Source organism: Thermoflexus sp., assembly GCF_042408815.1.
In the GTDB taxonomy this organism is placed as follows: Bacteria; Chloroflexota; Anaerolineae; order Thermoflexales; family Thermoflexaceae; genus Thermoflexus.
In genome coordinates this window covers 212,313-238,913 of the sequence record NZ_JBHOQR010000002.1, presented here as the reverse complement: position 1 = coordinate 238,913, position 26,601 = coordinate 212,313, and the positions used below count along the sequence as shown (strand labels likewise).

At 61.9% G+C, this 26,601-nt stretch carries 23 protein-coding genes; all 23 read left to right on the top strand.

The window, feature by feature from the left end; genetic code table 11:
- Positions 1-8: 8 nt before the first annotated feature.
- Positions 9-1,229, top strand: coding sequence for an NADH-quinone oxidoreductase subunit NuoH (nuoH, locus tag ACFMO3_RS01240; protein ID WP_376788610.1), 1,221 nt, complete (start codon positions 9-11; stop codon positions 1,227-1,229).
- A gap of 32 nt (positions 1,230-1,261) precedes the next feature.
- Positions 1,262-1,762 (top strand): NADH-quinone oxidoreductase subunit J, encoded by a 501-nt coding sequence (locus ACFMO3_RS01235; protein WP_376788609.1) that lies wholly within the window; start codon positions 1,262-1,264, stop codon positions 1,760-1,762.
- A gap of 48 nt (positions 1,763-1,810) precedes the next feature.
- Positions 1,811-2,119: an NADH-quinone oxidoreductase subunit NuoK gene (nuoK, locus tag ACFMO3_RS01230; protein WP_376788608.1), complete on the top strand. Its 309-nt coding sequence runs from the start codon at positions 1,811-1,813 to the stop codon at positions 2,117-2,119.
- A gap of 19 nt (positions 2,120-2,138) precedes the next feature.
- Positions 2,139-4,277 carry an NADH-quinone oxidoreductase subunit L gene (nuoL, locus tag ACFMO3_RS01225; protein WP_376788607.1) on the top strand — a complete coding sequence of 713 codons (2,139 nt, stop codon included), beginning with the start codon at positions 2,139-2,141 and terminating at the stop codon, positions 4,275-4,277.
- 101 nt (positions 4,278-4,378) lie between these two features.
- On the top strand, positions 4,379-5,923 hold the full coding sequence (locus ACFMO3_RS01220; RefSeq protein ID WP_376788606.1) for a NuoM family protein: 1,545 nt from the start codon (positions 4,379-4,381) through the stop codon (positions 5,921-5,923).
- A 78-nt stretch (positions 5,924-6,001) separates the two neighbouring features.
- Positions 6,002-7,561: a NuoM family protein gene (locus ACFMO3_RS01215; protein ID WP_376788605.1), complete on the top strand. Its 1,560-nt coding sequence runs from the start codon at positions 6,002-6,004 to the stop codon at positions 7,559-7,561.
- Positions 7,562-7,575: 14 nt separating this feature from the next.
- A complete protein-coding gene (locus tag ACFMO3_RS01210) occupies positions 7,576-9,027 on the top strand; it encodes an NADH-quinone oxidoreductase subunit N (RefSeq protein ID WP_376788604.1) in 1,452 nt (483 codons plus the stop codon).
- 163 nt (positions 9,028-9,190) lie between these two features.
- The gene (locus ACFMO3_RS01205) at positions 9,191-9,499 is read left to right on the top strand and encodes an AtpZ/AtpI family protein (RefSeq protein WP_376788603.1); all 309 of its coding nucleotides are present in this window, start codon (positions 9,191-9,193) and stop codon (positions 9,497-9,499) included.
- A gap of 20 nt (positions 9,500-9,519) precedes the next feature.
- On the top strand, positions 9,520-10,794 hold the full coding sequence (locus ACFMO3_RS01200) for a F0F1 ATP synthase subunit A (protein WP_376788602.1): 1,275 nt from the start codon (positions 9,520-9,522) through the stop codon (positions 10,792-10,794).
- An 83-nt stretch (positions 10,795-10,877) separates the two neighbouring features.
- Positions 10,878-11,138: an ATP synthase F0 subunit C gene (gene atpE, locus ACFMO3_RS01195; protein WP_376788601.1), complete on the top strand. Its 261-nt coding sequence runs from the start codon at positions 10,878-10,880 to the stop codon at positions 11,136-11,138.
- 32 nt (positions 11,139-11,170) lie between these two features.
- Positions 11,171-11,905 (top strand): F0F1 ATP synthase subunit B, encoded by a 735-nt coding sequence (gene atpF, locus ACFMO3_RS01190; RefSeq protein WP_376788600.1) that lies wholly within the window; start codon positions 11,171-11,173, stop codon positions 11,903-11,905.
- Positions 11,906-12,084: 179 nt separating this feature from the next.
- Entirely contained in the window at positions 12,085-13,002 is a 918-nt protein-coding gene (locus ACFMO3_RS01185; RefSeq protein WP_376788599.1) for a PD-(D/E)XK nuclease family protein, read from the top strand.
- Between the two features lie 41 nt (positions 13,003-13,043).
- A complete protein-coding gene (locus tag ACFMO3_RS01180; protein WP_376788598.1) occupies positions 13,044-15,500 on the top strand; it encodes a DUF2298 domain-containing protein in 2,457 nt (818 codons plus the stop codon).
- The gene (locus ACFMO3_RS01175; protein WP_376788597.1) at positions 15,497-17,188 is read left to right on the top strand and encodes a hypothetical protein; all 1,692 of its coding nucleotides are present in this window, start codon (positions 15,497-15,499) and stop codon (positions 17,186-17,188) included. Before ACFMO3_RS01180 ends, ACFMO3_RS01175 begins: the two co-directional genes overlap by 4 nt.
- A gap of 133 nt (positions 17,189-17,321) precedes the next feature.
- The gene (locus ACFMO3_RS01170; protein ID WP_376788596.1) at positions 17,322-20,705 is read left to right on the top strand and encodes a flippase activity-associated protein Agl23; all 3,384 of its coding nucleotides are present in this window, start codon (positions 17,322-17,324) and stop codon (positions 20,703-20,705) included.
- Between the two features lie 76 nt (positions 20,706-20,781).
- The gene (locus ACFMO3_RS01165) at positions 20,782-21,051 is read left to right on the top strand and encodes a hypothetical protein (RefSeq protein WP_376788595.1); all 270 of its coding nucleotides are present in this window, start codon (positions 20,782-20,784) and stop codon (positions 21,049-21,051) included.
- Entirely contained in the window at positions 21,030-21,140 is a 111-nt protein-coding gene (locus tag ACFMO3_RS01160) for a hypothetical protein (RefSeq protein WP_376788594.1), read from the top strand. Before ACFMO3_RS01165 ends, ACFMO3_RS01160 begins: the two co-directional genes overlap by 22 nt.
- A 34-nt stretch (positions 21,141-21,174) precedes the next feature.
- Positions 21,175-22,332 carry an ADP-forming succinate--CoA ligase subunit beta gene (sucC, locus tag ACFMO3_RS01155; RefSeq protein WP_376788593.1) on the top strand — a complete coding sequence of 386 codons (1,158 nt, stop codon included), beginning with the start codon at positions 21,175-21,177 and terminating at the stop codon, positions 22,330-22,332.
- A 21-nt stretch (positions 22,333-22,353) separates the two neighbouring features.
- On the top strand, positions 22,354-22,737 hold the full coding sequence (locus ACFMO3_RS01150) for a HEPN domain-containing protein (protein ID WP_376788592.1): 384 nt from the start codon (positions 22,354-22,356) through the stop codon (positions 22,735-22,737).
- Complete coding sequence (locus ACFMO3_RS01145) at positions 22,712-23,080, top strand: DUF6932 family protein (RefSeq protein WP_376788591.1); 369 nt, start codon at positions 22,712-22,714, stop codon at positions 23,078-23,080. The genes ACFMO3_RS01150 and ACFMO3_RS01145 overlap by 26 nt, the downstream gene beginning before the upstream one ends.
- A 79-nt stretch (positions 23,081-23,159) precedes the next feature.
- Complete coding sequence (gene sucD, locus ACFMO3_RS01140; RefSeq protein WP_376788590.1) at positions 23,160-24,038, top strand: succinate--CoA ligase subunit alpha; 879 nt, start codon at positions 23,160-23,162, stop codon at positions 24,036-24,038.
- 94 nt (positions 24,039-24,132) lie between these two features.
- A complete protein-coding gene (locus ACFMO3_RS01135; RefSeq protein ID WP_376788589.1) occupies positions 24,133-25,338 on the top strand; it encodes an ABC transporter ATP-binding protein in 1,206 nt (401 codons plus the stop codon).
- Between the two features lie 103 nt (positions 25,339-25,441).
- Positions 25,442-26,506 (top strand): M42 family metallopeptidase, encoded by a 1,065-nt coding sequence (locus tag ACFMO3_RS01130; protein ID WP_376788588.1) that lies wholly within the window; start codon positions 25,442-25,444, stop codon positions 26,504-26,506.
- Positions 26,507-26,601: the final 95 nt, after the last annotated feature.

Sequence of the window (26,601 nt, the reverse complement as noted above, 5' to 3'; positions counted from 1 at the left end):
GGTTGAATATGGGGCAGCTTTACGATTTCATTTATAACTTGCTTCCGTATTTGGGGGCCTGGCTCCGCGGCCTGCTTCAAAGCTGGGGGCTCCCGGATTGGGCGATCAGCCTGACGATGGGGTTGATCAAAGCCTTTCTTCTGGCCAACTTCGGCCTGATCGGGTTCGCCATTTTAACTTACGTGGAACGTAAGATTGTTGCCCGTTTTCAGGACCGTTTGGGCCCCAATGTGGCGGGCCCCTATGGGGTTCTGCAGCCGGTAGCGGATGGGATCAAGCTGCTCACGAAAGAAGACACTATGCCGGCGGGAGCAGATCGCTGGGTCTATAACCTGGCGCCACTGATCATCGCCACGTGTGCCCTGGCGCCGCTGGTGGTGATCCCCTTTGGGCCCGGGGTGATTGGAGCGGATCTCCATATTGGTGTCCTGTATGCCCTGGCCGTGGGGGCGGGAGCCCTGGTAGGGGTGCTCATGGCTGGATGGGGCAGCAACAATAAATACGCACTGCTGGGGGCCTTCCGGGCAGTGGCTCAGCTGATCAGTTACGAGATCCCCTCCGTCCTCAGCGTCGTCATCGTGGTGATGGTCGCCGGCACCATGTCCACCGTAGGCATTGTGCTCGCCCAGGATGTCCCTTATCTGTTTGTCCTCCCCCTGGCCGCCCTGGTTTTCCTGGTGTCCGGGGTGGCGGAGGTGGGGCGAACCCCCTTCGATCTGCTGGAAGCGGAATCGGAGATCGTAGCGGGCTTCCATATCGAATACAGCGGCATGAAGTTCGCTCTGGTCTTCCTGGGAGAGTTCGTCCACGCGCTGGTGGTCTCCGCGCTTTTTGCTGTTCTCTTCCTGGGTGGGTGGCGCGGGCCCTGGCTGCCGCCGTATCTGTGGATGCTGATCAAGATGAGCCTGGGGATCTTCCTGTTCTTCTGGCTGCGGGCGACGCTTCCTCGCATTCGGATCGATCAGATGCTGAATCTGAACTGGAAGTTCCTGACCCCCTTGATGATCCTTAATCTAATCGGGGTGGCTCTGGTGGATAAAGGCCTGCGGGCGGCTGGGGTGAGCAGCGGGCTCTGGGCAGCAGGGATGTTCGTCTTTAACATGGCGATGCTGATCGGCGCCCTGGCCCTTCCGGGCTATCTGGGGCATCGGGCGCGGATGGCAGCGATGGTTCCGGCCTCCGAAGGGGAGGAAGGGGAGGCGCTGGAAGCAGCGGCGGCCCATTCATGACCCATTCCATATCGTGAAGGAGCGCGCGGACAATGACCCTGATTCAGGCCGTTTTCGCCCTGTTCGCCATCCTGACCCTGGGGGCAGGGTTGCTCACCGTTCTCAGCCGTCATCTCTTCCATGCGGTTCTCTACCTGATTCTCTCCTTGGTTGGGGTAGCGGGCTTATTTATCCTGCTGGAAGCAGAATTCCTGGCCGGCGTGCAGGTTCTTATCTACATTGGGGCCATCTCCATTCTCATCATTTTCGCCGTGATGCTCACACGGGGGATGGTCCGCAACCCGGGTCCCCCACTGAATAATCAGAGCCTGGCGGCTGCTGTGATCGCCGGGCTCTTTTTTGTCCTCCTGGCTCCGGTCATCGCCGGGTTCCCCTGGCCGCAGACGATCCAGGGGGTCCCCGCCGACACCATTGAGGCTCTGGGCCGCTCCCTGGTGGATCCGAATCAATTCGCGCTGCCCTTTGAGCTGGCTTCGGTGATGATCCTGGCGGCGCTGATCGGGGCGATCTTCATCGCCCGGGAGAAGCGTTGAGGCCTGGCCTGATCGACCCATGAGACTGTATCCATTCGGAGGCTCTGAATGGTTCCGCTTTCCTGGTATCTGCTGGTGGCCGCTGCGCTGTTTTGCATTGGCGTCTATGGGGTGCTGGCCCGACGCAACGCGATCGCCATCCTGATGGCGATCGAGCTGATGTTGAATGCGGTGAATCTGAGCCTGGTGGCGTTCTGGCGCTATCTCCATCCCACCGCGACCACCGGCCAAGCTTTCGCGCTTTTCGTGCTGGTCGTTGCGGCGGCGGAGGCGGCCGCAGGCCTGGCGCTGATCATCAGCATTTATCGCAATCGTGAAACCGTGGACGTGGAGAACATCGATCTCCTGAAAGGCTAACCCTTCGAGGTGGAGACGGATGGAGATCCATGGAACGCTCCTGCCGTTGCTGGTGGCTCTGATCCCATGGCCGCCCTTTATCGCCTTCGGCCTGATCGCGCTGTTTACAAACCGCTGGAAGCGCCTCAGCCATACCCTCGCCATTCTCTCAGTGGCGATCTCCTTTGTGCTCTCCCAGATCGTATTCTGGACCGCTATTCGCACAGAACATCTGGGGGAGCATCCGATCGCTATTCGGGTTCCATGGCTACCGGTTGGGCCCCGCCCCCTGGAGTTCGGGGTGCTGGTGGATCCGCTGGGTGCCGTGATGCTATTCATGGTCCCCCTGGTCTCGCTGATGATTTTCATCTACAGTGTGGGGTATATGGCGGGGGATCCCCACTACAGCCGCTTCTTTGCGCTGCTCTCCCTCTTCGAAGCGGCGATGTTGCTCCTGGTAGTGGCCGACAACCTCCTGATGCTGTTCATCGGCTGGGAGGTGATGGGCTTCTGCTCATATGCCCTCATTGGCTTCTGGTATCGAAAGCCGTCGGCCTATCGCGCCGCCGTGAAGGCTTTCATGACCACTCGGGTGGGCGATGTGCTGATGCTCCTGGGCATCGCCTATCTCTACGCCCAGACCGGAACCCTGAACTTCCGTGATATCTTGCGGAACCCGGAGACCCTGAAGGCGCTGGCGGAGACGCCCTCCTATGTGGCTGGCCTCTCGGTAGCCGCTCTGGCCTCGCTATTGCTGTTCGCCGGGACGGTGGGGAAGAGCGCCCAGTTCCCGCTCCATGTCTGGCTGCCCGATGCGATGGAAGGCCCCACCCCGGTCAGCGCGATGATCCATGCCGCCACCATGGTCTCGGCCGGCGTCTATACCACCATCCGGATGTTCCCTCTGCTCCAGGCGGGCCAGCATGGCCTGGGCGGGGAGACCGCCTTTTGGGTGGTGGCATTAATCGGGGCCTTCACGGCCTTTATGGCCGCCACCATGGGGGTCGCTCAGAACGACATCAAACGGGTGCTGGCATATTCGACGATCTCCCAGCTGGGCTACATGCTGGCGGCAGTGGGCATCGGCGCTTATGTGGCCGCGGCTTTTCACCTGATCACCCATGCCTTCTTCAAGGCATTGCTCTTCCTGGGGTCCGGCTCCGTGATCCACGCAGTAGAGCATGGGCACCATCATGCTGCCCACAATCACCAGGAGGCCTTTGATCCTAACGACATGTTTAATATGGGCGGTCTGGCCCGGCGCATGCCGGTGACTTTCTGGACCTTCGTGGCGGGCGGGCTGGCTTTAGCGGGCTTCCCGCTGATCACCGCGGGCTTTTGGAGCAAGGATGAGATCCTTGGAGAGGCGTTCCACGGGGCTTTCGAAAAAGGAGAGTGGTTGCCGTTGCTGGTTTTCCTGTTGCTGGCGGCAGCAGCCGTTCTCACCGGATTTTACACGATGCGTCAGATCGCCCTGACGTTCCTCGGCGAGCCCCGCACGCCTGCGGCTGCTCATGCAAAGGAGAGCCCCGGATCGATGATCTTCCCTCTGGTTTTCCTGGCGTTTTTCGCGGTCTTCGGTGGTTTCGTAGGAGTGCCGGAGGGATTTCCAGGCTTGGCCGCGCTGACCGGCGGCAATTGGTTCCACGAGTTCGTTGGGGGAACCTTGCTGGAGCATCCGAAGGCATTGCCCTTTAACCCGGTGCCTGTGATGATTTCCTCCCTCATCGCGTTGACTGGGCTCCTCTTGGGCTGGGTGGTTTACGCCCGCCGCCCCCTGGCAGCCGGGGAACCTGATCCCCTTATCCATCTGGGTCCGCTTTATACCTTCCTGAAGAACCGCTGGTATATCGATGACCTCTATCAAGTTCTGTTCGTCCGCCCAACGTTATGGCTGGCAGAGCGCGCGGTGGCCTTCTTCATGGATCGCGTGGTCATTGATGGGCTTCTCCATGGGATCGCCGATGCGATCTGGTCGATGGGAAGCGCTTTGCGCCTCTTCGATCGGGTGGTGGTCAACGGCATTGGTGATGGGATTGGAGAGGCGGTGAAGGCCGCTGGGCGCGAGCTGCGGACTCTCCAGACTGGCCTAGTTCAGAACTATCTGCTGGTGGTGGTCTTGGGTGTTCTGGGCTTCATCGTTCTCTACACGGTGGCGCCCATATTGCGGGGGTTCTGATGGGGGGAGGCGCCCAGGTTGCTCATTGCATTGTCGTGGTTTCCGGATGGGCCACCATGCGATGTCTCTATTCTGAGTCCTCACGGTGAGGGAAGCGAGCGATGGCGCTTTTCGGGCATACGATCCCGATCCTGACCCTGATCACATTCCTCCCGTTGCTGGGTGCGGGGATTATCGCCATGACCCCGCGGGATAGTGTTCGTCTGCATCGAGGGTTGGCCCTCTTGTTCAGTCTGATTCCCCTTATCCTCTCTGCCTGGCTCTGGCTGAACTTCGACCTCCGTCAGCCCGGCTTCCAGTTCGTGGAGCGCGCGGTATGGTTTCCCCAGGTGAACGCCAGCTATTACCTGGGGGTGGATGGGCTGAGCGTCATGCTGGTCTTCCTGACAGCCCTGCTCACCCCGCTGGGGGTCCTGATCTCCTTCCATATCACAGAAGATCCGCGAACCTACTTCGCGCTCTTCCTGGCTCTGGAGACGGGGATCCTGGGGGTCTTCGTCAGCCTGGACCTCCTGTTGTTCTTCCTGTTCTGGGAGCTGGGGCTGGTGCCGATGTATTTCCTGATCAACAACTGGGGGGCACCGGAGCGGCGACATTACGCTGCGCTGAAGTTCATTCTTTACACCATGGCCGGGTCCCTAGGCCTCTTGCTGGGCATCCAATTGATCTGGGCGGCCCTGGGAGGCACCCAGGGAGGCACTTTCGATTTGCTTGAGGTCAGCCGGCGCTGGCCGGCCCTCCAGGGGGCCCTGGCGGGGGTTCCGATGGAGGTAGTGAAAGCGATTGTCTTCTGGGCTTTCGTCATCGCTTTCGCCATTAAGGTCCCGGTGTGGCCTTTCCACACCTGGTTGCCGGATGCGCACACGGAGGCCCCGACAGCAGGTTCTATGATCCTGGCGGGGATCCTGTTAAAGCTGGGGGCCTATGGTTTCTTGCGCATTGTTTTCCCGCTCTTCCCGGCGGAATCCGCCCGCTTCGCCGTCGCCCTCGCCCTTCTGGCGACGGCCGCCATCATTTTCGGTGCCTATGCTGCGCTGGGCCAGCGGGACTTCAAGCGGCTTGTGGCTTACTCCTCGGTGAACCATATGGGGTTCGTCGTCCTGGGGATCGCCGTAGCGGGCTATGCGCTGGGGAACCCTGCGATCCGCGATCATGCCCGGATCGCCGTGAATGGGGCAGCCCTGCAGCTGTTTGCCCATGGTCTCTCCTCGGCGGCGATGTTCGCGCTGGTGGGGGTGGTTTACGATCGGACCCATACCCGGGACCTGGAGGCCTACGGCGGGCTCTGGACGCGGATGCCAGTATACGGGGGGATCCTGCTTTACTGTGCGATGGCCTCGGTGGGTCTGCCGGGGCTGGCCGGGTTCGTGGCGGAGTATATGGTGGTGCAGGGGGCTTGGCCGGTGTTCACCGCCCTAACGGCCCTGGCCATGCTCGGGCTGCTGATCACCGGGGCGTTTATCCTGAAGGCCATTCAGAAGGTGCTCCATGGGCCGTTGAACCCACAGTGGGCTCGCCTGCCGGAGATGAACGCGCGGGAGATCCTGGCTGTGGCTCCCTTGATGGTGTTCATGTTGCTCACCGGCCTGTGGCCTGCTTGGATCGTGCCCACCCTGGACGCGGCGTTGCGGCGATTGTTGGGATAGCTGGGACCCGACAGGGTTGTGCTTTCGATCTTCCCTCCCTATCTGGAACGATCGACTCTCATCTCTGGAGCGTGAAGGATGACGATCTCGGCGGTGACTCTTCCTCTTCTCAGCCTCATTGTCTTTACGCCCCTCGTGGGGGCGTTGATCCTGCTGCTGATCCCACGTCATCAGAAAGAAGCGGCGCGGGTCTTTGCGGCGACTGTCTCCGGCTTCACGCTGTTGCTGGCCTTCTGGGCGTTCCTGGCTTACGACCGGACGGCCGGGGGATATCAGTTCGTGGAGCGGATGTCGTGGCTTCCCCAGCTCGGCATCCATTATTACGTGGGCGTGGATGGTGTGAGCCTTCCCCTGGTGTTGCTCTCGGCCCTCGTGCTCTTTACGGGCGTGCTGGTATCCTGGAATATTGAGGATCGCCCCCATGAGCTGTTCGCCTTCATGCTGCTTCTGGCCAGTGGCATCATGGGGGTCTTCGTGGCGCGGAACCTGGTGTTGCTGTTCTTCTTTTATGAGATCGCCATCTTCCCCAAATATTTCCTGATCGCCATCTGGGGCTCCACCCGCAAAGAATACGCGGCGATGAAGCTGGTGCTCTACACCCTGGTGGGCTCCATCATCGCCCTGGTGGGTGCGCTGGCCCTCTATTTCGTTTCCCCGATCCGCACCTTCGATATGGATGTGCTTCGAGAGCTGGCTGCCCGGGGTGCGTTTGCCCGGATGGTGGAGGTATTCGGCCAGACGGTGCGCTTTGATTACCTCTGGTTCTTGCCGGTTTTCCTGGGCTTCGCGGTGACGGCAGGCCTTTGGCCCTTCCACAACTGGGTGCCGGATGGCCACTCGGCGGCGCCAACGGCGGGCTCCATGTTTCTGGCCGGGGTGGTGATGAAGGTCGGTGCCTACAGCGCGCTGCGAGTGGGGATCGAGCTGATGCCCGGAGGAGCGGTCTACTGGCTGCCGGTAGTGGTCTTTCTGGCTGTGGTCGCTGCGCTGTATTCCGCTGCGATCTCCTTAGTGCAGGAGGACCTCAAATATGTGATCGCTTTCTCCAGTATCGGCCACATGGCCTTCGTGACCATTGGGTTTGCAGCGATGAACGTGACCGGGCTGACAGGGGCTGTCCTTCAGATGTTCTCTCATGGAGTGATGGCGGCGATCCTGTTCGCAACGGTGGGGATGGTTTACGATCGGGCGCACACTCGTTACCTGGCCCACCTGGGCGGTTTCGCCCGGGCGATGCCGATGGCCACTCTGGGTTTCATCCTGGGCGGGTTGGTGGCGATGGGAATGCCTGGGTTCTCCGGCTTCGTGGCCGAGTTCCAGGTCTTTGCGGGGATCTGGGCCGCCCGGGACATGGCCTGGTGGTATCCCTGGGTGGCGATCCTGGCAGCGCCCAGCATCGCCCTCTCCGCCGCCTACATCCTGCGGGCGCTTCAGGCGACGTTCTTTGGGGAGTTGAATCGGGAACGCTATCCCCATGTGGGGGATATTACGACCTTGGATAAGGTGGCCATCCTTACCCTGGCGGTGTGGTTTGTTCTGATCGGCGTGTTTCCTCGAGTGATGACGGACTTGATTCAGACCGGTGTGGAGCCCATTGCGGCGCTGTTGCAGAGCGCGATGGTCGCTTCCATTCATTAGGGGAGGGATCGACGATGGGGTTGTCCTGGTGGGCGCACGGGTGGTCGGTTCTGCCGGAGATCGTGCTGGTGCTGGCGGCCGCGCTCATGATGGCCGTGGACGCCTGGATGCCAGAGGGGCGCAAGCGGGAGCTGGGCTATTGGGCCATCGGCGGGCTGGCGGTGGCCCTGGTGGTGGCTGCAGCCCAGGCGGCCCAACTCACGATGGGGATCGTAGCCCCTTATGAGGCCTTTGGGGGCTCGGTGCGGGCCGATCTGGCGGCGATGTTGTTTCGGATCATCTTCCTGCTTGCAGGGATCCTCACGGTGGCCATCTCGATGGATTTCCGCCCGCTTCGCCAGAGCGGCGAGTATTATACCCTCCTGCTCATCTCGGTCCTCGGGATGGGGTTGATGGGGGCGGCGGTCAATCTGGTGACCCTGTATCTGGCTCTGGAGACGGTGGGGATCGCCCTGTATTTGCTGGCGGGATATCTGCGAGATACGCCCCGGTCGGCGGAGGCTGGGTTGAAGTATTTCCTGTTCGGCGTCTTTAGTTCCACTATTATGCTTTACGGCCTGGCGTTGATTTATGGCTTTACCGGCGAAATCTCCTATGCTCGCATCGCCCAGGCCCTGGCCGGGCTGCCCACCCCAGCAGTGATGGCGGCTCTCCTGCTGGTTCTGGTAGGTTTCGGATTTAAGGTCTCTGCCGTGCCTTTCCATTTTTGGACCCCCGATGTGTATGAAGGGGCGCCAACGCCGGTGACCGCTTTCATCTCCGTAGCCTCCAAGGCGGCGGGTTTCGCGGTCCTGATCCGGGCGATGATCGAGGCGTTCCCCACGGCTCAGGGGAACTGGATAGCGATCATGGCTGCCCTTGCCTTTGTCACGATGACGGTGGGGAACCTCCTGGCCATCCCGCAGCGGAACCTCAAGCGGCTGCTGGCGTATTCGAGCATCGCCCAGGCTGGATATATCTTGATCGGGGTTGCCGCGGCCAGCCCGCTGGGGGTCGCTGCCTCGATCTTTTACCTGGGAATCTATACCTTGACGAACATCGCGGCCTTCGCGGTTGCGGTGATCATGACCAATGTCACGGGAAGCGAGGAGATCCGGGACCTGGCTGGGTTGTCCCGGCGGGCACCAGGGCTGGCCCTGGCTATGCTGGCCGCGCTTCTTTCGCTTGGGGGAATTCCGCCGTTGGTAGGCTTCTTCGCCAAGCTGTTCGTCTTCGCGGCGGCTATCGAGAGCGGTCTGATCTGGCTAGCTATCGCCGGCGTACTCAATGCGATGGTTGCGTTTTATTACTACATTATGGTAGCTCGGGCCATGTATGTGGACCGTTCGCCGGAGGAGGAGAAGCCTGTCTGGATCTCCCGCCCCGCCCGATTTACGCTGTGGTTCACAGTGGCCGGAGTGTTGTTATTAACGGTTATGGTGTATCCGCTTTATCAGCTGGCCCAAATGGCGGCTCAGGCTTTTTAGACGCTGGCCTTTCCATTGGGCTTGAATCCGGGATCGAAAAGAATCTGTTTCAGACGAAGGGAGGCATGGATCTTCTAGGCTGGCCCTTGTCAGAAGCGCCGAGGGGCGGGTATTATTATGAAAGCGGCTTCTTGTGATAAGAGGGACAGATGAAGGGTGAATAATGAAAACATCGAGGCGTGGGTGGATCTGGGTCTGGAATCTGGCGCTGGCGGGAGTGCTTTCTCAGATTGGTTTTATCCCCGTGGTGGCAGTGGTGGGGGCGATGCTCTGCGGGCTCTGGCTGGATCTCCGTTTGGGGACCCGGCCAGTGCTTACCGCCGCCTGCATGATCATGGGCGCAGCTCTGGGGTTGGTGGTGATGGTCCGCGCGGCGATGACCGCAGCTGCCCAGTTTCGCATGGAGCGGCCCCGCAAGCCAGAGCAACCGGCGTCGGAATCCTCCAACACGTTTGAAGAGCCATCATCTTGAGCGGAGGTGGGATCGCGGCAATGGGCAAATTGATCCGACGAATAGGCCCTTATGGGCTGCTTGGACTCATTGCCTTGCTCTCATGCGGGGTAGGGGGGCAGGCAGCTTTCTGGTTGCTGGGCGGTTTGAGGGATCTTCTGCGAGGGGCAGGTGTCACCTTCCTGTCCTCCGCGACAGGTTGGGTGGGGATCCTTCTCGCGGATGCGCTGGTGATCGCGCTGGTCCTTTGGGGCCTGCGGGATACGCGGGTGATCCGTTATTTCCAGTTGCTGGTTGTAGCGCCTCTTGTTTTGGGCTTTGTGTTGGGGGTCTCGTTGTTCTTCGGAACCCTGGGGCAAGGACTCCCCGTCGGCGGGAAGTCTCTGAAAGCGGTGCTTCCGGTGATCCTGGTGAAGCCGGAGCCTCTGACGGGTCCATTGCTCCTCGGCGTGCCGCTTACCAACACCATGGTGGCGATGATCTTGGTGGATCTGGTGGTTCTGGGATTGGGCTTGCTGGTTGCCCAGCGGGTTGGAGCTCTGCCACCCCCTGTTCAGGGCTTGGGGATCCTAGTCAATCTCTTCGAGTTCCTTATCGAGGCTCTGTATGAGAACTTGGCCAAAGTAGTCCTGGGCCCGCGGGCGCGCCATGTCTTCCCTCTGGTGGCCTCAATCTTTCTGATGGTGCTCACAGCGAATTGGATGGGTCTGATCCCCGGCTTCGATTCCATTGGGAAGGTGGAGCCGGCGCATGGCCATGAAGGGGGCTATGCGGTGATCCATTGGGGGCCCTTCACCCTACTGACCGCGGAGCCGGCAGCGGCGCATGGTCACGAGAAGGAAGGCGGGGAGCCTCATCAGGCGAAAGCGGAGGGCTTCGTCCTGGTTCCCTATCTGCGGGCCCTGAGCACCGATCTCAACTTCACCATCGGCCTTGCGCTTGTGGCCGTCTTCATGGTGCAGGTATGGGGCGTGCGAGCCCTGGGTCCGGGCTATTTCTGGAAGTTCTTTAATGTGAAAGCCCTCCGCCGGGGTTTCATGGGGGTCATTGAATTCTTCGTGAGCCTCCTGGAGCTTATCAGCGAAGTGGCAAAGATTGTGTCCTTCTCCTTCCGATTGTTTGGGAACATCTTTGCCGGGCATGTGCTGCTGGGGATCATGATCTTTCTGCTCCCCTTGCTGATCCCGGCGGTCTTCTATGGCCTGGAGATCTTTGTGGGGCTGATCCAGGCTTTTATCTTTATGATGCTCACGATGGTGTTTATCGCCCTGGCCACTGCAGGGCATGGGGAGGAGCATTCAGAAGGGCATCACTGAGTTGTGAACAATCCGGGCTTGGCGCATCCGAGGGGGATGCGCTCCGGATTCCAAATAAAACCTCTTGGGAAGGAGGACGAGAAATGCTGGGTTTGATTCTGGCACAGGAGATTCTGTCGCCGCAAACCTTGAGCGTTCTGGGAGCCGGTCTGGCGATCGGCCTGGGAGCGATCGGTCCGGGGATCGGCATTGGGATTCTGGCTAGTGGGGCGCTGCAGGCCATCGGGCGTAATCCCGAGGCTACCCCTCAGATTCAGCTCAACATGATTCTGGCCATCGCTTTCGCCGAGGCCGTCGCGATCTATGCCCTGGTCATGGCGCTGCTGCTGAAGTTCGTGGTTTGAGGTTTTCACCCTCTTGATCCAGGAGGACGGCATTGGAGGCTCTTGGGATCAACCCGATCTATCTGGTCGCCCAGATCCTCAATTTTCTGGTGATCTGGTTTCTCTTGTCTCGCCTGGTTTTCCCCCGGGTGCTCAAGGCCCTGGAGGAGCGGCGGGCGCTGATCGAGAAAGGGCTTGAGGATGCGAAGGCGGCAGAGCAACTTCGGGCGAGCATCCAGGCGGAGCGCCAGCGTATCCTGGAGGAAGCGCTGGCCGAGCGTCAGCGGATCGTCGCTGAGGCAGTTCGCCAGGCCGAGCAACAGCGCGCTCAGATCCTCTCGGAGGCGCGGGCTGAGGCCCAGCGTATTCTCGAGGTCGCCCGGGAGGAGGCGGAGCGGGAACGGGAGCGGATCCTTGGCGAGCTGCGGGCGCAGATCGCGGCCCTCGCTCTGGCTGCTGCCCATCGCGTTGTGAGCGACGCGCTGGATGAATCGCGCCACCGGCGTCTGATTCATGAGTTTTTCACAGCGATCCCCCCTCAGGTTCTAGAGGAGCTTCGCGGCCTGAAGGGAGATCGGGTGGAAGTAATCAGCGCTATCCCATTGCAAGAGGAAGAAAAACAGAATATCCGGAGGGCCCTCTCCGACCGCCTGGATCTTACCGGCGATGTGATCTTCCGAGTGGACCCCACGATCCTGGGCGGGCTGATCGTCCGCGTGGGAGATCGAGTGGTCGACGGCAGCGTTCGAGCCCGGATGGAAGGGCTGCGGGTGACTCTGATGGGCTGAGGGTTGATCTCGGCGGGCCATCGAACCTGCAGGGGCTGTGGAGCGCGGGCTCGGATGCTCTACAGCCCCTTTGCTTTAGAAGGGCATGGGGTGCGCTGTCCGCCCCAGCGGCTGTTCTGAGCGTTGCTGGTCGAATTAAATTAAAATAAAAACGATGTGTTCGCGGAGGGATGAACGAGATGAGCACCCAGGAGGTGCTGTCCGCGATCCGGGAGGCCTTGCCTCAATGGTTGAAGGAGGACCCGGCCCTGCGCCAGATCCTTCGGGAGATGCTGGAGGAAACGCTGCGGCCATGGGAGGAGATCCGCGCCGAGATCCGGGCGTTCCGGGAGGAGGTGGAGGGGAGGCTGAGCGCTCAGGAGCAGGCTCTGCTTCAGCTCACGCAAACCGTGCAGGAGCTGGTCCGGATCACTCAGGAGCACTCTGCCGCCATTCGAAGGCTGACGGAACAGGGGGAGGAGCACTCGGCGGTCATCCGGGTGCTGGTGGAGCGCACGGAGGAGCATTCACGTCGACTGGAGGAGCATTCGGCGGCGATCCGGGCGCTGACGGAGCGGATGGAGGAGCATTCACGCATAATCCAGCGCATGCTGGAAACCCTGGAGCGCCATTCCCAGGAGATTGAGAGGATGCTGGGAGTTCTGGATCGACATTCCCGCGAGATCCAGCGACTGAGCGCGACCATCGGGGCCCTGGGCGCCCGATGGGGATTGAGCAGCGAAGCCGCCTTCCGGGATGGGATGGCCGCGCTGCTGCGGGAGGCTGGATGGAGGGTCGAGCGGTTCCTGGCCATGGATTCTGAGGGCTATGTCTTCGGCCGGCCAGATCAGGTGGAGATTGATGTGGTTATCCGGGACGGAGAGGCGATCCTCATCGAGATCCGCTCCTCGGTGAGCCGGGGAGATGTGGCGATCTTCCAGCGTAAGGTCGAGTTTTACGCCCGCCATACAGGTATCCCGGTGGCGCGTCGGATCCTCATCTCTCCGATGGTGGATCCCCGCGCTCAGGACCTGGCCCAACGGATGGGTATGGAGGTTTACACATATCCAGAGGATGTGCCCTTCGGATCGGCACCTCACGGAGCCCGTTCCTTTTAAGCTTTAGACCCGTGATCTCCTCAAGACTCGGATGAGCCTTCATGGGTCCCGCGATTCTCTGGTGGCTCCTGCTGACCCTGATCGCCCTCGCGGCCTGGCCCATGACGTTCCTCGTGTTCCGCCCCCTGCCCGATCGGGGGCTGGCCTTCGCTCGTCCCCTGGGGCTGATGTTGATGGGATTCGTATGGTGGTGGGGCAGAAGCCTAGGGTTTCTCCCATCCTCACGGGGAGGAGCGATTGTGGCCTGGGGGCTGGTCCTAGGCCTTGGTCTCTGGCTGGCCCAGCGATCCGGCGAATCCCCATGGCGCTGGCTTCAAACCCGACGAGGCCTTGTGCTTTTTTATGAGTTGTTGTTTGCCCTCGCCTTTCTGGGCTGGACGCTTTTCCGCGCTTACAACCCCGAGATCACCTACACCGAGAAGCCTATGGAGCTTGCCTTCCTGAACGCGGTGGTCCGGGCGGAGCGCTTCCCCCCGCACGATCCCTGGCTGTCCGGCTTCGCGATCAGCTATTATTACTTTGGCTACATTATCCTGGGCTTCCTCACCGAGCTCTCCGGCCTTGCGACCCGCTTCGCGTTCAACCTCGGGGTTTCCTCCTGGTTTGCCCTCACCCTGCTGACAGCCGCCGGCCTCGGATGGAATCTCTGGTCCCTCTATCGTCCAGAGCGCCTGCGCATGGCCTGGGCCGTTGCGTTGCTTAGCGCGTTCTGGGTCGGCTTGGCCGGAAACGGCGAGGCGATCCTGGACCTGGCCCACTCGTGCGGCTGGATCCGGGATCCGGTCTTCTGGGCCTGGCTGGACATCCCGGAGTTAAATGAGCCCCCTTCGCTTCGACCGTGGCCCTCATGCTGGCCTCCTCCCAATCGGATGTGGGCATGGTGGCGGGCCTCCCGAGTGGTACGAGACTACACGCCCGAGGGCCAGCATCAGGAGGTCATTGATGAGTTCCCTCAATTCAGTTTCCTGCTGGGGGATCTGCATCCCCATGTGTTGGCGCTGCCCTTCACATTAATGGCTATCGGACTGGCCATGGCGGCCTTCCAGACCGCTCAGCAGTTCCCCGGGCTTTCTTCTCTTCGGGAGTGGCGCGTCCTCCGGTGTTTTCTCCAGGATCATGGTCCGCCGTTTGAGCTCCTGCCGATCGTCTTTGGGGGGCTTGCTTTCCTGAACACGTGGGATTTCCCGATTTATACCGGCCTCCTGTTGGCCGCATGGGCTCTGGGGGCTGTGCTGGCCGGGCGCACACGTGTTTCCTGGCAGAGGGAGATCCTCGGGCTGGCCGGGGGCATCCTGGGGCTCGGGGTGTTACTGTATCTGCCCTTTTACCTGGGTTTCCGCTCTCAGGCCGGTGGGCTCCTTCCCAATCTTTATAACGGGACCCGCCTGCCGCAGTTTCTGGTGATGTTCGGCTTTCAGATTGGCGGGCTGATTCTTCTGCTGGGAGCGGAGGCCCTCCACGCGCATCGCCGGGGGATGCTCCCCCTGCGACGCTGGGGAGGATGGGTCTGGCTGAGCGCGCTGGGCCTGGGGCTGGCGCCGGTGGCGTTGTTGGTGGGGCTCTACGAGCTGGCGCAGGCGATCCGGTTCCCTCTCCCTGGAGCGCCGGTTTCGCTGGAGGCACTGAAGCCCTGGGTGTACGGACGGTTGCTGGATGGCGAAGTGGTGGTGAAGGGAAGGTTGTTCCCCGGAAGCGGGCCCTGGGTGCCGATGCTGCTGGCCGGAATCGGGATGGCCGCCGCCACGCTCTGGAAGCGGCGGGGAAACGTGAAGGCCTTTGTGAGCCTGCTGGTAGTTTTCGGCACCGCGCTGGCCTGGGCCGTGGAGTTCGTTTTCCTTAAGGATTTCTTCGGCACCCGCATGAACACGGTCTTTAAATTTTACTATCAGACATGGGTGCTCTGGAGCCTGGCCCTGGCCTGGGGAATGGGCGCGTTGTGGGAACGGGCGAGGCGCGCGCGCTGGCTGCTGGCCGGGTTGTTTGGCAGCATGATCGCGCTGGCGGCGCTCTATCCGATTCTGATGATCCCCATTAAGGCGGAATTCTTCGCTCACCCGCCCACCCTAGATGGATATGCCCATCTGGCGCGATGGGCGCCCGATGACTTGGCTGCGATCGAGTGGTTAAACCGGAATGTACCGGGCACGCCGGTGATCCTGGAGGCCCCGGGCTGGCAGGGGATCTCCTTCCAGCCGGAATTCGGACGCTTTGCTGCCCACACCGGCCTGCCCACGGTGCTGGGATGGGCAGGTCACGAACATCAGTGGCGGGGCTCTTACGATGAGATCGCCCGTCGGGAGCCGGATCTCAGGATCCTGTGGGAATCTCTGGATCTGGAGAAAACCCGCGCGCTGCTGGAGAAGTATCGGATCGTCTATGTGATCGTCGGCCACACCGAACGACAGGAGTTCCCCGCGGAAGCGCTGCGAAAATTTGAACAGCTGATGGATCCGGTTTTTCGGAGCGGGGAAACTGTGATTTACCGGAGGCGTGAATGAGGGAAGGGCTCGATGGATATCGATGGCAGGAGACGTTGATCCTGGGCGGGCTCTTTGCCCTGGCACTCCTGGTGCGGGGATGGGATCTGGGCTTCCGGCCAGCCGCACCGGAGGAGGCTGCCCAGGCGTGGGCGGCGTGGCGGGGTGGGACATTACCCTCTGGGGGAAGCCCGTTGCTCGCGGGCTGGAATGCAATGGTGTTTGAGATCTTCGGGCCGGATGAAGGATGGATGCGCTCTGGCGCGGCGCTGGCAGGGGCCCTCACGGTCCTTGCCCTGTGGGCTGTTCTGCGCCCCATCGGCCGGGCCGCGGCGATCGGAGCGGCGTGGCTCTGGGCCATCTCCCCTACCGCTCTGATGGCGGCGCGATTCCTGGACGGCGGCGTCGTGGTCGCGGCAGCGCTGGCTACGGCCCTGGCCATGGGGCGCGCTTCCTGGCCTTCCCGCTGGATCGGTTTGGGGATCACGCTGGGAATAGGGGCCGCAGCCGGGCCCGCCTTCTGGACCGGATGCCTGATGCTCCTCCCCGTTTTCTGGCTGGATCCGCCGGAGCTTGCTTTCCCCCGCTGGAAGACCGTTGGGCTTTTCGGGGCGACGGCGCTGCTGGCCAGTGCCTGGGGGGGATGGCGAGGGAGCGGAACACAGGAGATGGTGGAGGGTCTCTCGGCATGGCTCGCTGGCTTTGCCCCGGAGGGCCTTCCGATGTGGTGGGAAGCTCTCCAGGCCTTCCTTTATGGAGAAGCACTGATCCTGACGTTGGGACTGGCTGGGGGAATCCTGGCCATCCGCCGCCGCGATCGCTTTGGAACGGCGCTGGCTATGGTCACAGGAATCGGAACCGGGTTGCAGCTCGTCCGACTCGGTGCCTCATTCACGGAACACGCCGTGGTGCTGATCCCATGGATCATCCTGGCTGGGTTCGCCGTGCAATGGGTTTGGGAAGCGATGCAGCCCGTTGGACAGCGGCAGCCCCTCTCGGTTCTCATCGGAGCCGGGATCGGGGGGATCGGGCTGGGAACCGTTGCCGCTTTTATGAATCTCCGGGGAGCACCGGAAGGAGCGCGCTGGCTGGTCCTCATAGGCGTGCTAGGGTTGCTGGGGTTCGGACTCTGGATCATGAGCGACCTGTTCGAGAGAGGGGGGGAGAAAGATTCCCCGGATCAGGGGGCGATGGGCAGGCCGCTCGGCGCATCTCCAGCGAATCTCTTCATGGGATCCGGGATTCGAAAGTCAGCCGCCCTCGGGGTTGCCGGGGCTCTGGCGTTCGCCATAGGCCTGGGCCAGCTGGCAGGAGCCGCCGCCCTGATCCGGCGGGTGGATCCGGTTCCCGGGTTTTCCCTTCCAGAGATGACCTCTCCGGCGGTGCAGGAGTTGGTAGAAGGACTGCGGAGGGAAGCCGTGCGCCGCCACGAATGGCCCGGTGGGCTTTCCTTGGTTGTGGTCGCCGAAGGAGAAGAAGAAGCATTCTGGTGGTGGACCTTCCGAGCATTTCGGGTCGCTGTCTATCGTCGTTCGCCTGATTCGGGAGCTGGAGACGTGTGGCTCACTCCGGAGGGTATTCTGGTTCCGCTGGAGCCGGATCGATGGGTAGGTCGCCCTCTCCCAGTCATTGTGGATCAAAGGGGAGCGGAGCCGATAGAGCGTCGGATGGTGTTGTGGGTTCGCGCAGGGGCTCAGAACACACAGTAGGATTTACTGGGTGCGGATCTACGCAGTCGGGTTTCGATCGAGAAGGCGGATGGTCTCCTCCCGAACCGTGTTATAATCGGCATCCGGTTCTGGATCTTCTGCGGAGCGCCAATAGGCTATGGAAGGGATATCGATGGCTCCTGCGCCATCCCGATGGCGGGCGCTATGGGCCGATCTTTCGCCGCTGGAGCGCGGGGCTTATCTCGGGCTGTTTGCCGCCGCTATCTTTACCCGCCTGTGGCGCCTGGGCGATCGGGTGATGAGCCATGACGAGAGCCTGCACGTTTATTACGCCTGGCAGCTGTTTCGGGGTAACGGGTTTCAGCATACGCCTCTGATGCATGGCCCTCTGAAGTTCCACCTGGATGCGCTGGCCTATCTCCTGTTCGGCGCTGATGATTTCTCCGGCCGGCTCCCAGTGGCTCTCGCAGGGATCGCTCTGGTGATGCTCCCACTGTTGATGCGTCGCTGGCTGGGGCGCTGGGGAAGCCTCTTGGCCTCCCTCTTTTTCCTGATCTCCCCCATGGTCCTGTATCACAGCCGGTATATCCGGGACGAGGGCCTGATGGCCTTGTGGGCGGTCCTCACGGTATGGATGATCTTCGCCTATTTGGAAACCCGGGAGGCCCGCTGGCTGTATGGCCTGGCGGCGGTGATCGCGCTGTTTTACACCACGATGGAAGCTGCCTTCATCTATCTGGCGATCTATGGGATCCTGCTCTTCATCGCATGGAGCATGGCGGTGCTCCGGGATCCGCGATGCTCCCGGGCGGATCGGCAATGGCTGGGGCTGGGAGCAGGAGCGCTTCTCGCCGGTGGTGCGGCAATGTTGTTTGGGCTCGAATCCGGGCGAGAGCCGATCCCGGGGGCTTTCGTATGCCGGCCGGAGAACATCCCGGAGCACGGCCGGTGGCTCACCCTGGTCGGGGGGCTGATTGCCCTGGCTGGGATCGGTGTCCTGGCCTGGGTGTTGGCCGGGCGCTGGGGGCGTGTTCGATTACGCGAGCAGCCCACTTTTGATCTGATGATGATCATGGGGGGGCTCAGCCTTTGGATGCTCCCGGCGGCGGGCCTGGTCTGGCTCAATCCTGTTTCCCTTCTGCTGTTCCGGCAGCCTTTCGCTTCCATGTCGCTGTTTGAAAGCGGGGGGTTCAGCGGCATCAACGATGAGATGATCCGGGTTCTGATCCTGTTCCTGGTCTTCGGGGCGCTGAGCACCGGGCTGGGAATGGCCTGGGATCCAGGCCGCTGGCCTATCCTGCTGGGGATCTTCTTCGGGATCTCCCTGCCCCTGTTCACCACGTTTTTCACCAACGGCGCGGGCATCGCCACCGGTTACCTCGGTTCCCTGGGATACTGGCTGGCCCAGCAGTGCGTCCAGCGGGGGAGCCAGCCGCTCTTTTACTATTTCGTCATCGCCCCGATGTATGAATTTATGCCGATGCTGCTCTCCCTTCTAGCCCTGGGGTATTACCTGGGGCGATGGGTTGCCGATGCCCCAATCCCGGACCGCCTGGGGTGGGCGTTCCGGGGCTTCCTGAGCGCTTGGGTGATCCTCTCATGGGTTGCGTATTCCCTAGCCGGGGAGAAGATGCCCTGGCTGACTGTCCACCTGACGGTGCCCATGATCCTCCTCTCGGCTGTCTTCCTTCAGGATACGCTGGGCGCTATGGACTGGCGGCGGTGGTGGCATGGGGGGGGTGCGATTGCCGCCCTGCTGGTGTTCCCTCTCGGAGCCGCCCTCTTGGGCATGCTCGCCGCTTGGCCGCGGGCTTGGCTTGTGCTCCAGACCTGGCTTGCGCGTCAAGCTGCGACCCTGGATGCTTTGGTGGCGGCCAATCAGGTGATCGCGGCCGCGCTGGGCATAGGCATCATCCTGGGGATCGGGGTTCATCTGTATCCCCGTCTGGGCTTCTCTGGCCTCCTGCAATCCTTTGCGCTGGCAGCCCTGGCCGTCCTGATGTTCGCCACCCTGCGGGTTGCCTGGCGGTTCAGTTTCATCTATTACGATCTGGCCCTGGAGCATGGCGTCTACGCCCATGGCAGCCCCGGGGTGAAGATCGCGATGCAACAGATCGAGGAGATCGCCCGAGCGATCGGTCGGGATCAGGTGGTGGTCGCCTACGATAACGATAGTTCTTGGCCGTTCTCCTGGTATCTCCGCGACTGGCGGCAGCGCTATTTCGGGGAAACCCCTTATCGCGAGGCTCTGGAGTCGCCTGTTGTCATCGTGGGCAGCGCCAACTGGTATAAAGTGGAAAACGCCCTCCGGGCCACCCATGAGGCGTATTCATACCACCTGATCTGGTGGCCCATGGAGGATTATCGGGAGCTCACCTGGGAACGTCTATGGCGCTGGCTTTGGGATCCGGAGCGTCGGGCGGCCCTCTGGGATATCTTCTGGAGCCGGGATTACACGCGTTATGATCAGATCACCGGAAAGCGGCATCAGATCGATACCTGGCCTCTGGCCCACGATTTCAAGCTTTTCATCCGGAAAGATGTGGCCGCGAAGGCCTGGCCTCTCCGTCCGCAGCAGGCCCTGGCCGTGCCCACTCCGCCGCCGGAGCCGTATGCCGCCGTGCGCCGGGAGCTCGCGGCCGTTCGGATCATTGGAGGGCCCGGAAGCGAGCCGGGGCGTTTCCAGGATCCCCACGGCATCGCTATCGGGCCGGACGGCGCCCTCTATGTCACTGATGGGCGCAACCATCGGGTCCAGGTCTTCTCTCCTAATGGCCAGCTCCTCCGGTTCTGGGGCTCCTTCTGCGCCCTCTATGAGCAGGGAGAACCCGGATGTGTGGATCCAGATGGCCCCGGGCCGATGCCCTTAGGCGCCGGGCAGTTTCATGAGCCCTGGGGGATTGCTGTGGCGCCGGACGGCACGGTGTATGTGGCGGATCTGTGGAACCATCGGATCCAGCAGTTCACCGCTGAGGGGAGGTTCCTCCGGGCATGGGGCGGCTACGCGTCGGTCACGGATCCCCAAGGGCAACCTGGTCGCTTCTTCGGCCCCCGGGGCCTCCTGATCCAGGGCGATCGCGTCTACGTCACGGACACCGGCAACAAGCGTGTCCAGGTCTTCGACCGTGAGGGGCGCTTCCTGGACGCCTGGGGCGGGCCGGGCGTCGAGCCCGGACGGCTGGATGAGCCGGTCGGTATCGCCGCGCTGCCCGATGGGAACCTGGTGATCGCCGACACATGGAACCGGCGGATCCAGATCCTGACCCCCTCCGGGGCCCCGGTCCATGCCTGGGAGATCGCCGGATGGCTGGATCAGCTTCCCACCACCAAGCCCGACGTGGCGGTTGATGCCCGCGGGCGGATCTTCGTCACCGATCCCACAGGCTTTCGCGTTCTGGTGTTCGATCGTAGCGGCCGGCCGCTCCTGGCCTTCGGACAGTATGGAGAGGACGCCTCCTCGTTTGTCCTCCCCCAGGGAATCGCGGTGGATCCCAACGGGCTCGTCTGGGTGGTGGATTCGGGAGGGAGCCGGGTGATGGCTTTTCAGGTTCCATGAGGTGTCGGGAACACCGCTTGTGAGAGGAAGCACGTGCTATAATCGGGTTCGGATGCTCCTTCCCGGGGGACGGCGTATGCTGAAAACCGCGTTGGATCTCACTCCGGAGGGGATCGAGGCCCAGCGGGAGGCCTGGCGGCGCTGGGCGGAGGAGGAAGCCCGGCGGGCGCAGCCTCAGGAGCGGGCCTGGGGAGGTCGCCCGGGCGGCCATTTGGTTGCGGAAGGAGCCCTTCGGAATCTGCGGGGTGCGGTCTTCGGATCGTTGCCCACCCCGTCGAGGAATACCGTCGGTTCCGCCACGGGGTTCGGCACATCTCCACCTTTGTGTTCGATCGGGCTCGCCTGAGAGAGGGGGCGCAGAGTCTTTCCGCTTGCTTCGATCAGGTATCCTGTGATCTTCGCGCGTTTCAGGGGTTCCTGGATCGTCTGGATTGAGGGGCTCACAGCTCGATGGAGAGGGAAGAAAGAAATGAAGCTCCACGAGTTCCAGTCCAAGCAGCTCTTCGCGCGGTATGGGATCCCCATCCCACGGGGGAAAGTGGCGACCAGCCCGGAGGAGGCCCGCGCCATCGCGAAGGAGCTGGGCAAGCCGGTGGTGGTGAAGGCCCAGGTCCTTGTGGGCGGGCGGGGGAAGGCCGGCGGGATCCACCTGGCCCGCACCCCGGAGGAGGCTGAGCAGGCCGCTGAGCGGATCCTCAGCATGACGCTGAAGGGCCTGCCGGTGCGCCGGGTCCTCGTGGATGAGGCCGCCGAGATCCAGGCGGAGCTGTATCTGGGTCTGACCATCGACCGGGCCCGGCGCCGGGTGGCGGCTATGGCCTCTTCTGCGGGTGGGGTGGATATCGAAGAGGTGGCCCGAACGGCGCCGGAGAAGATCGTCCGGGTGCTGATCGAGCCGGAGCTCGGCCTGCGGGAATACCAGGCGCGGGCTCTGGCTGTGGGGATCGGTCTGGATCGCTCATTGTGGCCTGCTTTCACCCAGATTGCCCTCGGCCTGTATCGCTGCTTTGAAGACCACGATGCCACTTTAGCGGAGATCAACCCGCTGGCCATAGTCCCCGGTCCGGCCTTGCTGGCCCTGGACGGCAAGATGATCATCGATGACAACGCGTTGTTCCGTCATCCCGATCTGGCAGCTATGCGGGATGAAGATGAGGAGACCCCGAGCGAACGGGAGGCTCGCAAATACGGCATCAGCTATGTGCAGCTGGATGGAAACATCGGGTGCATGGTGAACGGGGCCGGCCTGGCCATGGCCACGATGGATATCATCCAGCTTTATGGCGGCCGCCCGGCCAACTTCTTGGACATTGGGGGCGGAGCGAGCGCGGAGCGGGTGGCCGCGGCCATGCGCCTGATCCTCTCAGATCCCAACGTGAAGGCGGTGTTGATCAACATTTTCGGCGGCATCACCCGTTGCGATGAGGTGGCTCGGGGAATGCTTGCCGCCTTTGAGATGGTCCGCCCTCGAGTGCCGGTGGTGGTTCGGTTGGTGGGGACGAACGAGGAAGAAGGGCGGGCCATCCTTCGGGAAGCTCGGGGGGTGACGCTTCACACGGCGACCACGCTGGTGGAAGCCGCTCAGCTTGTTGTGCATTTGGCGGGGGATGGACAACGTCCGGAGTGAGCCCAAGGTGAGGGAGTGCGAATGGATCGCTGGCGGGATTGGTGGAAGCAGGCCCAGGCAGATTTGCGCCACGCTCAGGAAAGCTTGCGGCTGGAAGATTACGAATGGGCATGCTTCGCCGCCCATCAGGCGGCGGAAAAAGCCCTCAAGGCCCTTTATCTGAAGCGGAATCAGATCGCCTGGGGCCATTCCGTCCGGCTGCTGCTGGAACAGATCGACGAGGCGATCCCAGAGGATCTCCTGCAAGCCGCTCGTATTCTCGACAAGTATTATATCGGCCCCCGTTATCCAAACGCCCATCCTGCTGGCGCTCCCTTCGAGCTTTATACCCGTCGGGAGGCCCTCGAGGCCATACGGTTTGCAGAGGAGATTTTGAATTATGTCCGTTCGGATATGGAAAGTTGATCGAGAACGAGTGTGGGCGGGCCTGCGGCGCTGGCTACAGGAGGTGATCGAGCCGGCTTCAGAGGTGCAGGAGGTGTGGCTCTTTGGCTCCTATGCGCGCGGCGAGGAGGGGCCCGGAAGCGATATCGACTTGCTGGTGATCGTGCGGGAGGCCCCCGAGCCCTTCTTTGAACGAGCCATGCGATACACACCTCTTCGCAGCGGACTGCCTCTGGAGATATTTGTTTACACAGAAGAAGAGGCCCGGGATCTATCCCAACAGCCTGGCTCTGTGGTCTGGATCGCGATGCGTGAAGGCCGGAGGATCTGGGAGCGTTCGGGCCTTCCGCGAGAGGATTCCTGAGGGAGCGTCCTCCCTCACGTCGCTTGGCGGCAGGACGGAGAGTTGATATTGATCCTTCTCGCATGGAGGAGCGAGCCCTATGAGTATTCTGATCAATCGGAACACCCGCGTGGTCGTGCAGGGGATCACCGGTCGGGAAGGCCAGTTTCATACCCAGCAAATGCGAGAATACGGCACTCAGGTGGTGGCCGGCGTTACTCCGGGCAAGGGCGGGCAGTGGGTTCTGGGGATTCCGGTTTTCGATACCGTGAAGGAGGCTGTGGAGGCAACGGGAGCCAATTGCTCAGTGATCTTTGTCCCCGCTCGCTCCGCCCCCGATGCCATTCTGGAGGCCGCCGATGCGGGCATCCCCTTGATCGTTTGTATCACAGAGGGTATCCCGGTGCAGGACATGATCCGGGTCCGCTCTTACTTGGACCGCAAGGGGGTGCGTCTGGTCGGGCCCAACGGGCCGGGTCTTATTACTCCGGGGGAATGCAAGGTGGGGATCATTCCTGGGCACATCACCCGACCTGGTCCGGTGGGCATCGTCTCGCGCTCCGGGACTCTGACCTATGAGGTGATCGCTGCCCTGAGCCAGCGCGGGATCGGCCAGAGCACCTGCGTGGGGATTGGAGGGGATCCCATCCCCGGGACCAACTTCGTGGAGATCCTGGCGATGTTTGAGGAGGATCCGCAGACAGAGCATGTGGTGCTGATTGGAGAGATCGGTGGCGCGGAAGAGGAACGGGCGGCGGATTTCATCGCCACCCGCATGAGCAAGCCGGTGACCGCCTTCATCGCCGGGCGGACGGCGCCGCCAGGCAAGCGGATGGGGCATGCGGGCGCGATCATCGAAGGGGGAACGGGTTCTGCGACGGAGAAGATCGCCAAACTGGAGAGCGTGGGCATCCCAGTCGCCCGTCACCCTGAGGAGATCGCGGAGATCGTCGCCGCCCGTCTGGACGTGCGGACATAAGAAGCGGAGCCCAGCGATATAGAATTTCATCGGATCAAAACCAGAGGCTCACAAGAGAATGATTCGTTTCGATCGGGTTTCGAAGTGCTTTCATATGCACCGCCAACGCCCTCGTTCTTTCCATGAGCTCTTTGTTGAAAGCTGGAAGCTCTGGCGGCGACCGCCTGCCGAGATCTTCTGGGCCTTGCATGATGTTTCCTTCGAGGTTCAACCCGGAGAGACTGTAGGCCTCATCGGGCCGAATGGGGCCGGCAAGAGCACGGTCCTCAAGCTGGCCGCCCGCGTTCTGGAGCCGACCTCAGGCCGGGTGGAGGTCCGGGGTCGTGTGGCGGCTCTGCTTGAACTGGGGGTGGGCTTCCATCCCGAGCTGACCGGGCGAGAGAACGTCTTTCTGAGCGGGGCTTTCCTGGGCATTCCCCGTCGTGAGATGGCCCGCCGTCTGGATGCTATTGTGGCCTTCGCTGAGCTGGAGGATTACATTGATGTCCCGGTGAAGCACTATTCATCCGGGATGTATGTTCGCCTGGCCTTTGCGGTCTCGGTGTATCTGGATGCGGAGATCCTGCTGGTGGATGAGGTGCTGGCTGTTGGCGATGCGGCGTTTCAGCAGAAGTGTCTGGAGCATTTGTTCGCCCTTCAGCGTTCGGGGGTGACGATCCTTCTGGTTTCCCACGATCTGGGCGCGGTTCAACGTCTTTGCCATCGAGTGTTATGGTTCGATCACGGCCGGGTTCGGATGGAAGGGGCACCTGCAGGGGTTGTGCAGGCCTATCTGGATCATGTGCACCGCTGTGATGAGCGGTCCCTAGCCATGCCGAATCCGCAAGCCGCCATCCTTCGCTGGGGGAGCGGTCGTCTGCAGATTGAGCGCGTTTATCTCACGGATTCGAGCGGGACGGAACGCTATCAGTTTGAAACCGGGGAAACGGTGCATATCCATCTGCGTTATCGAGCCTTAGAACGGATCGAAAGGCCAGTTTTCGGTCTGGCGATTCACCGCCACGATGGGGTTCACATCTGTGGTCCCAATACGGCGTTCTCCGGCTTGGAGATCCCCTGGGTGGATGGAGAGGGAGAGCTCATCTACACGATTCCTTCCCTTCCTCTTCTGGAGGGAACTTATCTGGTCTCCGTGTCCGCGACGGATGAGCGGGATGTGGAGATCTTCGATTACCACGATCGCGCTTACATGTTCCGGGTGGTTCGAGGGCAGCATCCGGAGCGTTACGGGCTGATGGCCATGAACGGGCGATGGGCTCACGAACAGCTATCCGTTCCCCATGCAGCACTCTCTCGTTGAAGGGATTCCATGGCCGAACTGGAGTCTCCTGAGATCCAGGGAGAATCCGTTTTGGGGCTAGCTTGTTTCCAGGAGCTCTTTTCAGGATCGGGAGGTCGAACCCATGGATGAACTTGCCATGCTCCTCAAAACTCTCACGGAAGCTCACGGCGTTCCCGGCTATGAGACCGAAATTCGGGAGGTCATGCGCAGGCTTCTGGAGGGCGTGGGGGAGGTGGAACAGGACAATATCGGCAGTCTGATCTGTCGGCAGGGGGAGAACGGGCCCCGGGTGATGCTGGCTGCGCACATGGATGAAATCGGTTTCATGGTCAAGCACATCACCCCCGAAGGCTTCATCCGTTTTACCCCCCTGGGAGGCTGGTTCGACCAGGTTCTTCTGGGCCAGCGCGTGGTCATTAAAACCCACAAGGGAGATGTGATCGGGGTGATCGGCGCCAAGCCGCCTCACCTGCTTCCTCCGGACGAGCGAAAGAAAGTCGTTGAGAAGAAGGATATGTATATCGATATCGGCGCGACCTCCGCAAAAGAAGTGGAAGAGGCGGGCGTGCGGGTGGGCGATCCCATTGTCCCCCTCGCGCCTTTCCAGGTGCTGGCCGGCGGCCGGACTTATCTGGCGAAAGCGTTCGATGATCGGGTGGGCTGCGCGGTGCTGGTGGAGGTCCTGCGGCGTCTGGCCCGAGAGGGCCACCCCAATATAGTGTATGGGGTGGCGACCGTTCAGGAAGAGGTCGGCCTGCGAGGGGCGGCTACCAGTGTTGAGAAGGTCAACCCGGAGGTCGCGCTGATCCTGGAATCGGATATCGCGGGGGATGTGCCCGGGATCAAGCCGGAGGAATCGCCGGTGAAGCTCGGCGGAGGGCCCACGATCGTTGTCTATGATGCCCGGATGATCCCGAACCTCCGGTTGCGAGATCTCGCTGTGGAGACCGCTCAATCCATAGGGATCCCTGTGCAATTCTCGGTGATCGAGGGTGGAGCCACCGACGGCGGAGTAATCCACCTTCATAAAGGTGGGGTTCCGACCCTGGTGATCGGCGTCCCGGCACGACACATCCACAGCCATGGCGCTATTGTCCATCGGAATGACATTGAGCAGGCCATCGCGTTGGTGACCGCCCTGGTGCAGCGCCTGGACGCGGAGACGGTCGCCCATCTGAGGCCGTGAGGGAGGGGATGCCCGCGATCCATTAACCTTAAGGATCCCGATGGGTGGGCGACTGTCCTCCTCATCGATGAATCGCCTGGGTTATAATATCTCCG

Excerpts from the sequence above, each read along its gene's own strand:
- nuoH (WP_376788610.1), top strand. The coding sequence starts at position 9 with ATGGGGCAGCTTTACGATTTCATTTATAACTTGCTTCCGTATTTGGGG.
- ACFMO3_RS01235 (WP_376788609.1), top strand. The coding sequence starts at position 1,262 with ATGACCCTGATTCAGGCCGTTTTCGCCCTGTTCGCCATCCTGACCCTG.
- nuoK (WP_376788608.1), top strand. The coding sequence starts at position 1,811 with ATGGTTCCGCTTTCCTGGTATCTGCTGGTGGCCGCTGCGCTGTTTTGC.
- nuoL (WP_376788607.1), top strand. The coding sequence starts at position 2,139 with ATGGAGATCCATGGAACGCTCCTGCCGTTGCTGGTGGCTCTGATCCCA.
- ACFMO3_RS01220 (WP_376788606.1), top strand. The coding sequence starts at position 4,379 with ATGGCGCTTTTCGGGCATACGATCCCGATCCTGACCCTGATCACATTC.
- ACFMO3_RS01215 (WP_376788605.1), top strand. The coding sequence starts at position 6,002 with ATGACGATCTCGGCGGTGACTCTTCCTCTTCTCAGCCTCATTGTCTTT.
- ACFMO3_RS01210 (WP_376788604.1), top strand. The coding sequence starts at position 7,576 with ATGGGGTTGTCCTGGTGGGCGCACGGGTGGTCGGTTCTGCCGGAGATC.
- ACFMO3_RS01205 (WP_376788603.1), top strand. The coding sequence starts at position 9,191 with ATGAAAACATCGAGGCGTGGGTGGATCTGGGTCTGGAATCTGGCGCTG.
- ACFMO3_RS01200 (WP_376788602.1), top strand. The coding sequence starts at position 9,520 with ATGGGCAAATTGATCCGACGAATAGGCCCTTATGGGCTGCTTGGACTC.
- atpE (WP_376788601.1), top strand. The coding sequence starts at position 10,878 with ATGCTGGGTTTGATTCTGGCACAGGAGATTCTGTCGCCGCAAACCTTG.
- ACFMO3_RS01185 (WP_376788599.1), top strand. The coding sequence starts at position 12,085 with ATGAGCACCCAGGAGGTGCTGTCCGCGATCCGGGAGGCCTTGCCTCAA.
- ACFMO3_RS01180 (WP_376788598.1), top strand. The coding sequence starts at position 13,044 with ATGGGTCCCGCGATTCTCTGGTGGCTCCTGCTGACCCTGATCGCCCTC.
- ACFMO3_RS01175 (WP_376788597.1), top strand. The coding sequence starts at position 15,497 with ATGAGGGAAGGGCTCGATGGATATCGATGGCAGGAGACGTTGATCCTG.
- ACFMO3_RS01170 (WP_376788596.1), top strand. The coding sequence starts at position 17,322 with ATGGCTCCTGCGCCATCCCGATGGCGGGCGCTATGGGCCGATCTTTCG.
- ACFMO3_RS01165 (WP_376788595.1), top strand. The coding sequence starts at position 20,782 with ATGCTGAAAACCGCGTTGGATCTCACTCCGGAGGGGATCGAGGCCCAG.
- sucC (WP_376788593.1), top strand. The coding sequence starts at position 21,175 with ATGAAGCTCCACGAGTTCCAGTCCAAGCAGCTCTTCGCGCGGTATGGG.
- ACFMO3_RS01150 (WP_376788592.1), top strand. The coding sequence starts at position 22,354 with ATGGATCGCTGGCGGGATTGGTGGAAGCAGGCCCAGGCAGATTTGCGC.
- ACFMO3_RS01145 (WP_376788591.1), top strand. The coding sequence starts at position 22,712 with ATGTCCGTTCGGATATGGAAAGTTGATCGAGAACGAGTGTGGGCGGGC.
- sucD (WP_376788590.1), top strand. The coding sequence starts at position 23,160 with ATGAGTATTCTGATCAATCGGAACACCCGCGTGGTCGTGCAGGGGATC.
- ACFMO3_RS01135 (WP_376788589.1), top strand. The coding sequence starts at position 24,133 with ATGCACCGCCAACGCCCTCGTTCTTTCCATGAGCTCTTTGTTGAAAGC.
- ACFMO3_RS01130 (WP_376788588.1), top strand. The coding sequence starts at position 25,442 with ATGGATGAACTTGCCATGCTCCTCAAAACTCTCACGGAAGCTCACGGC.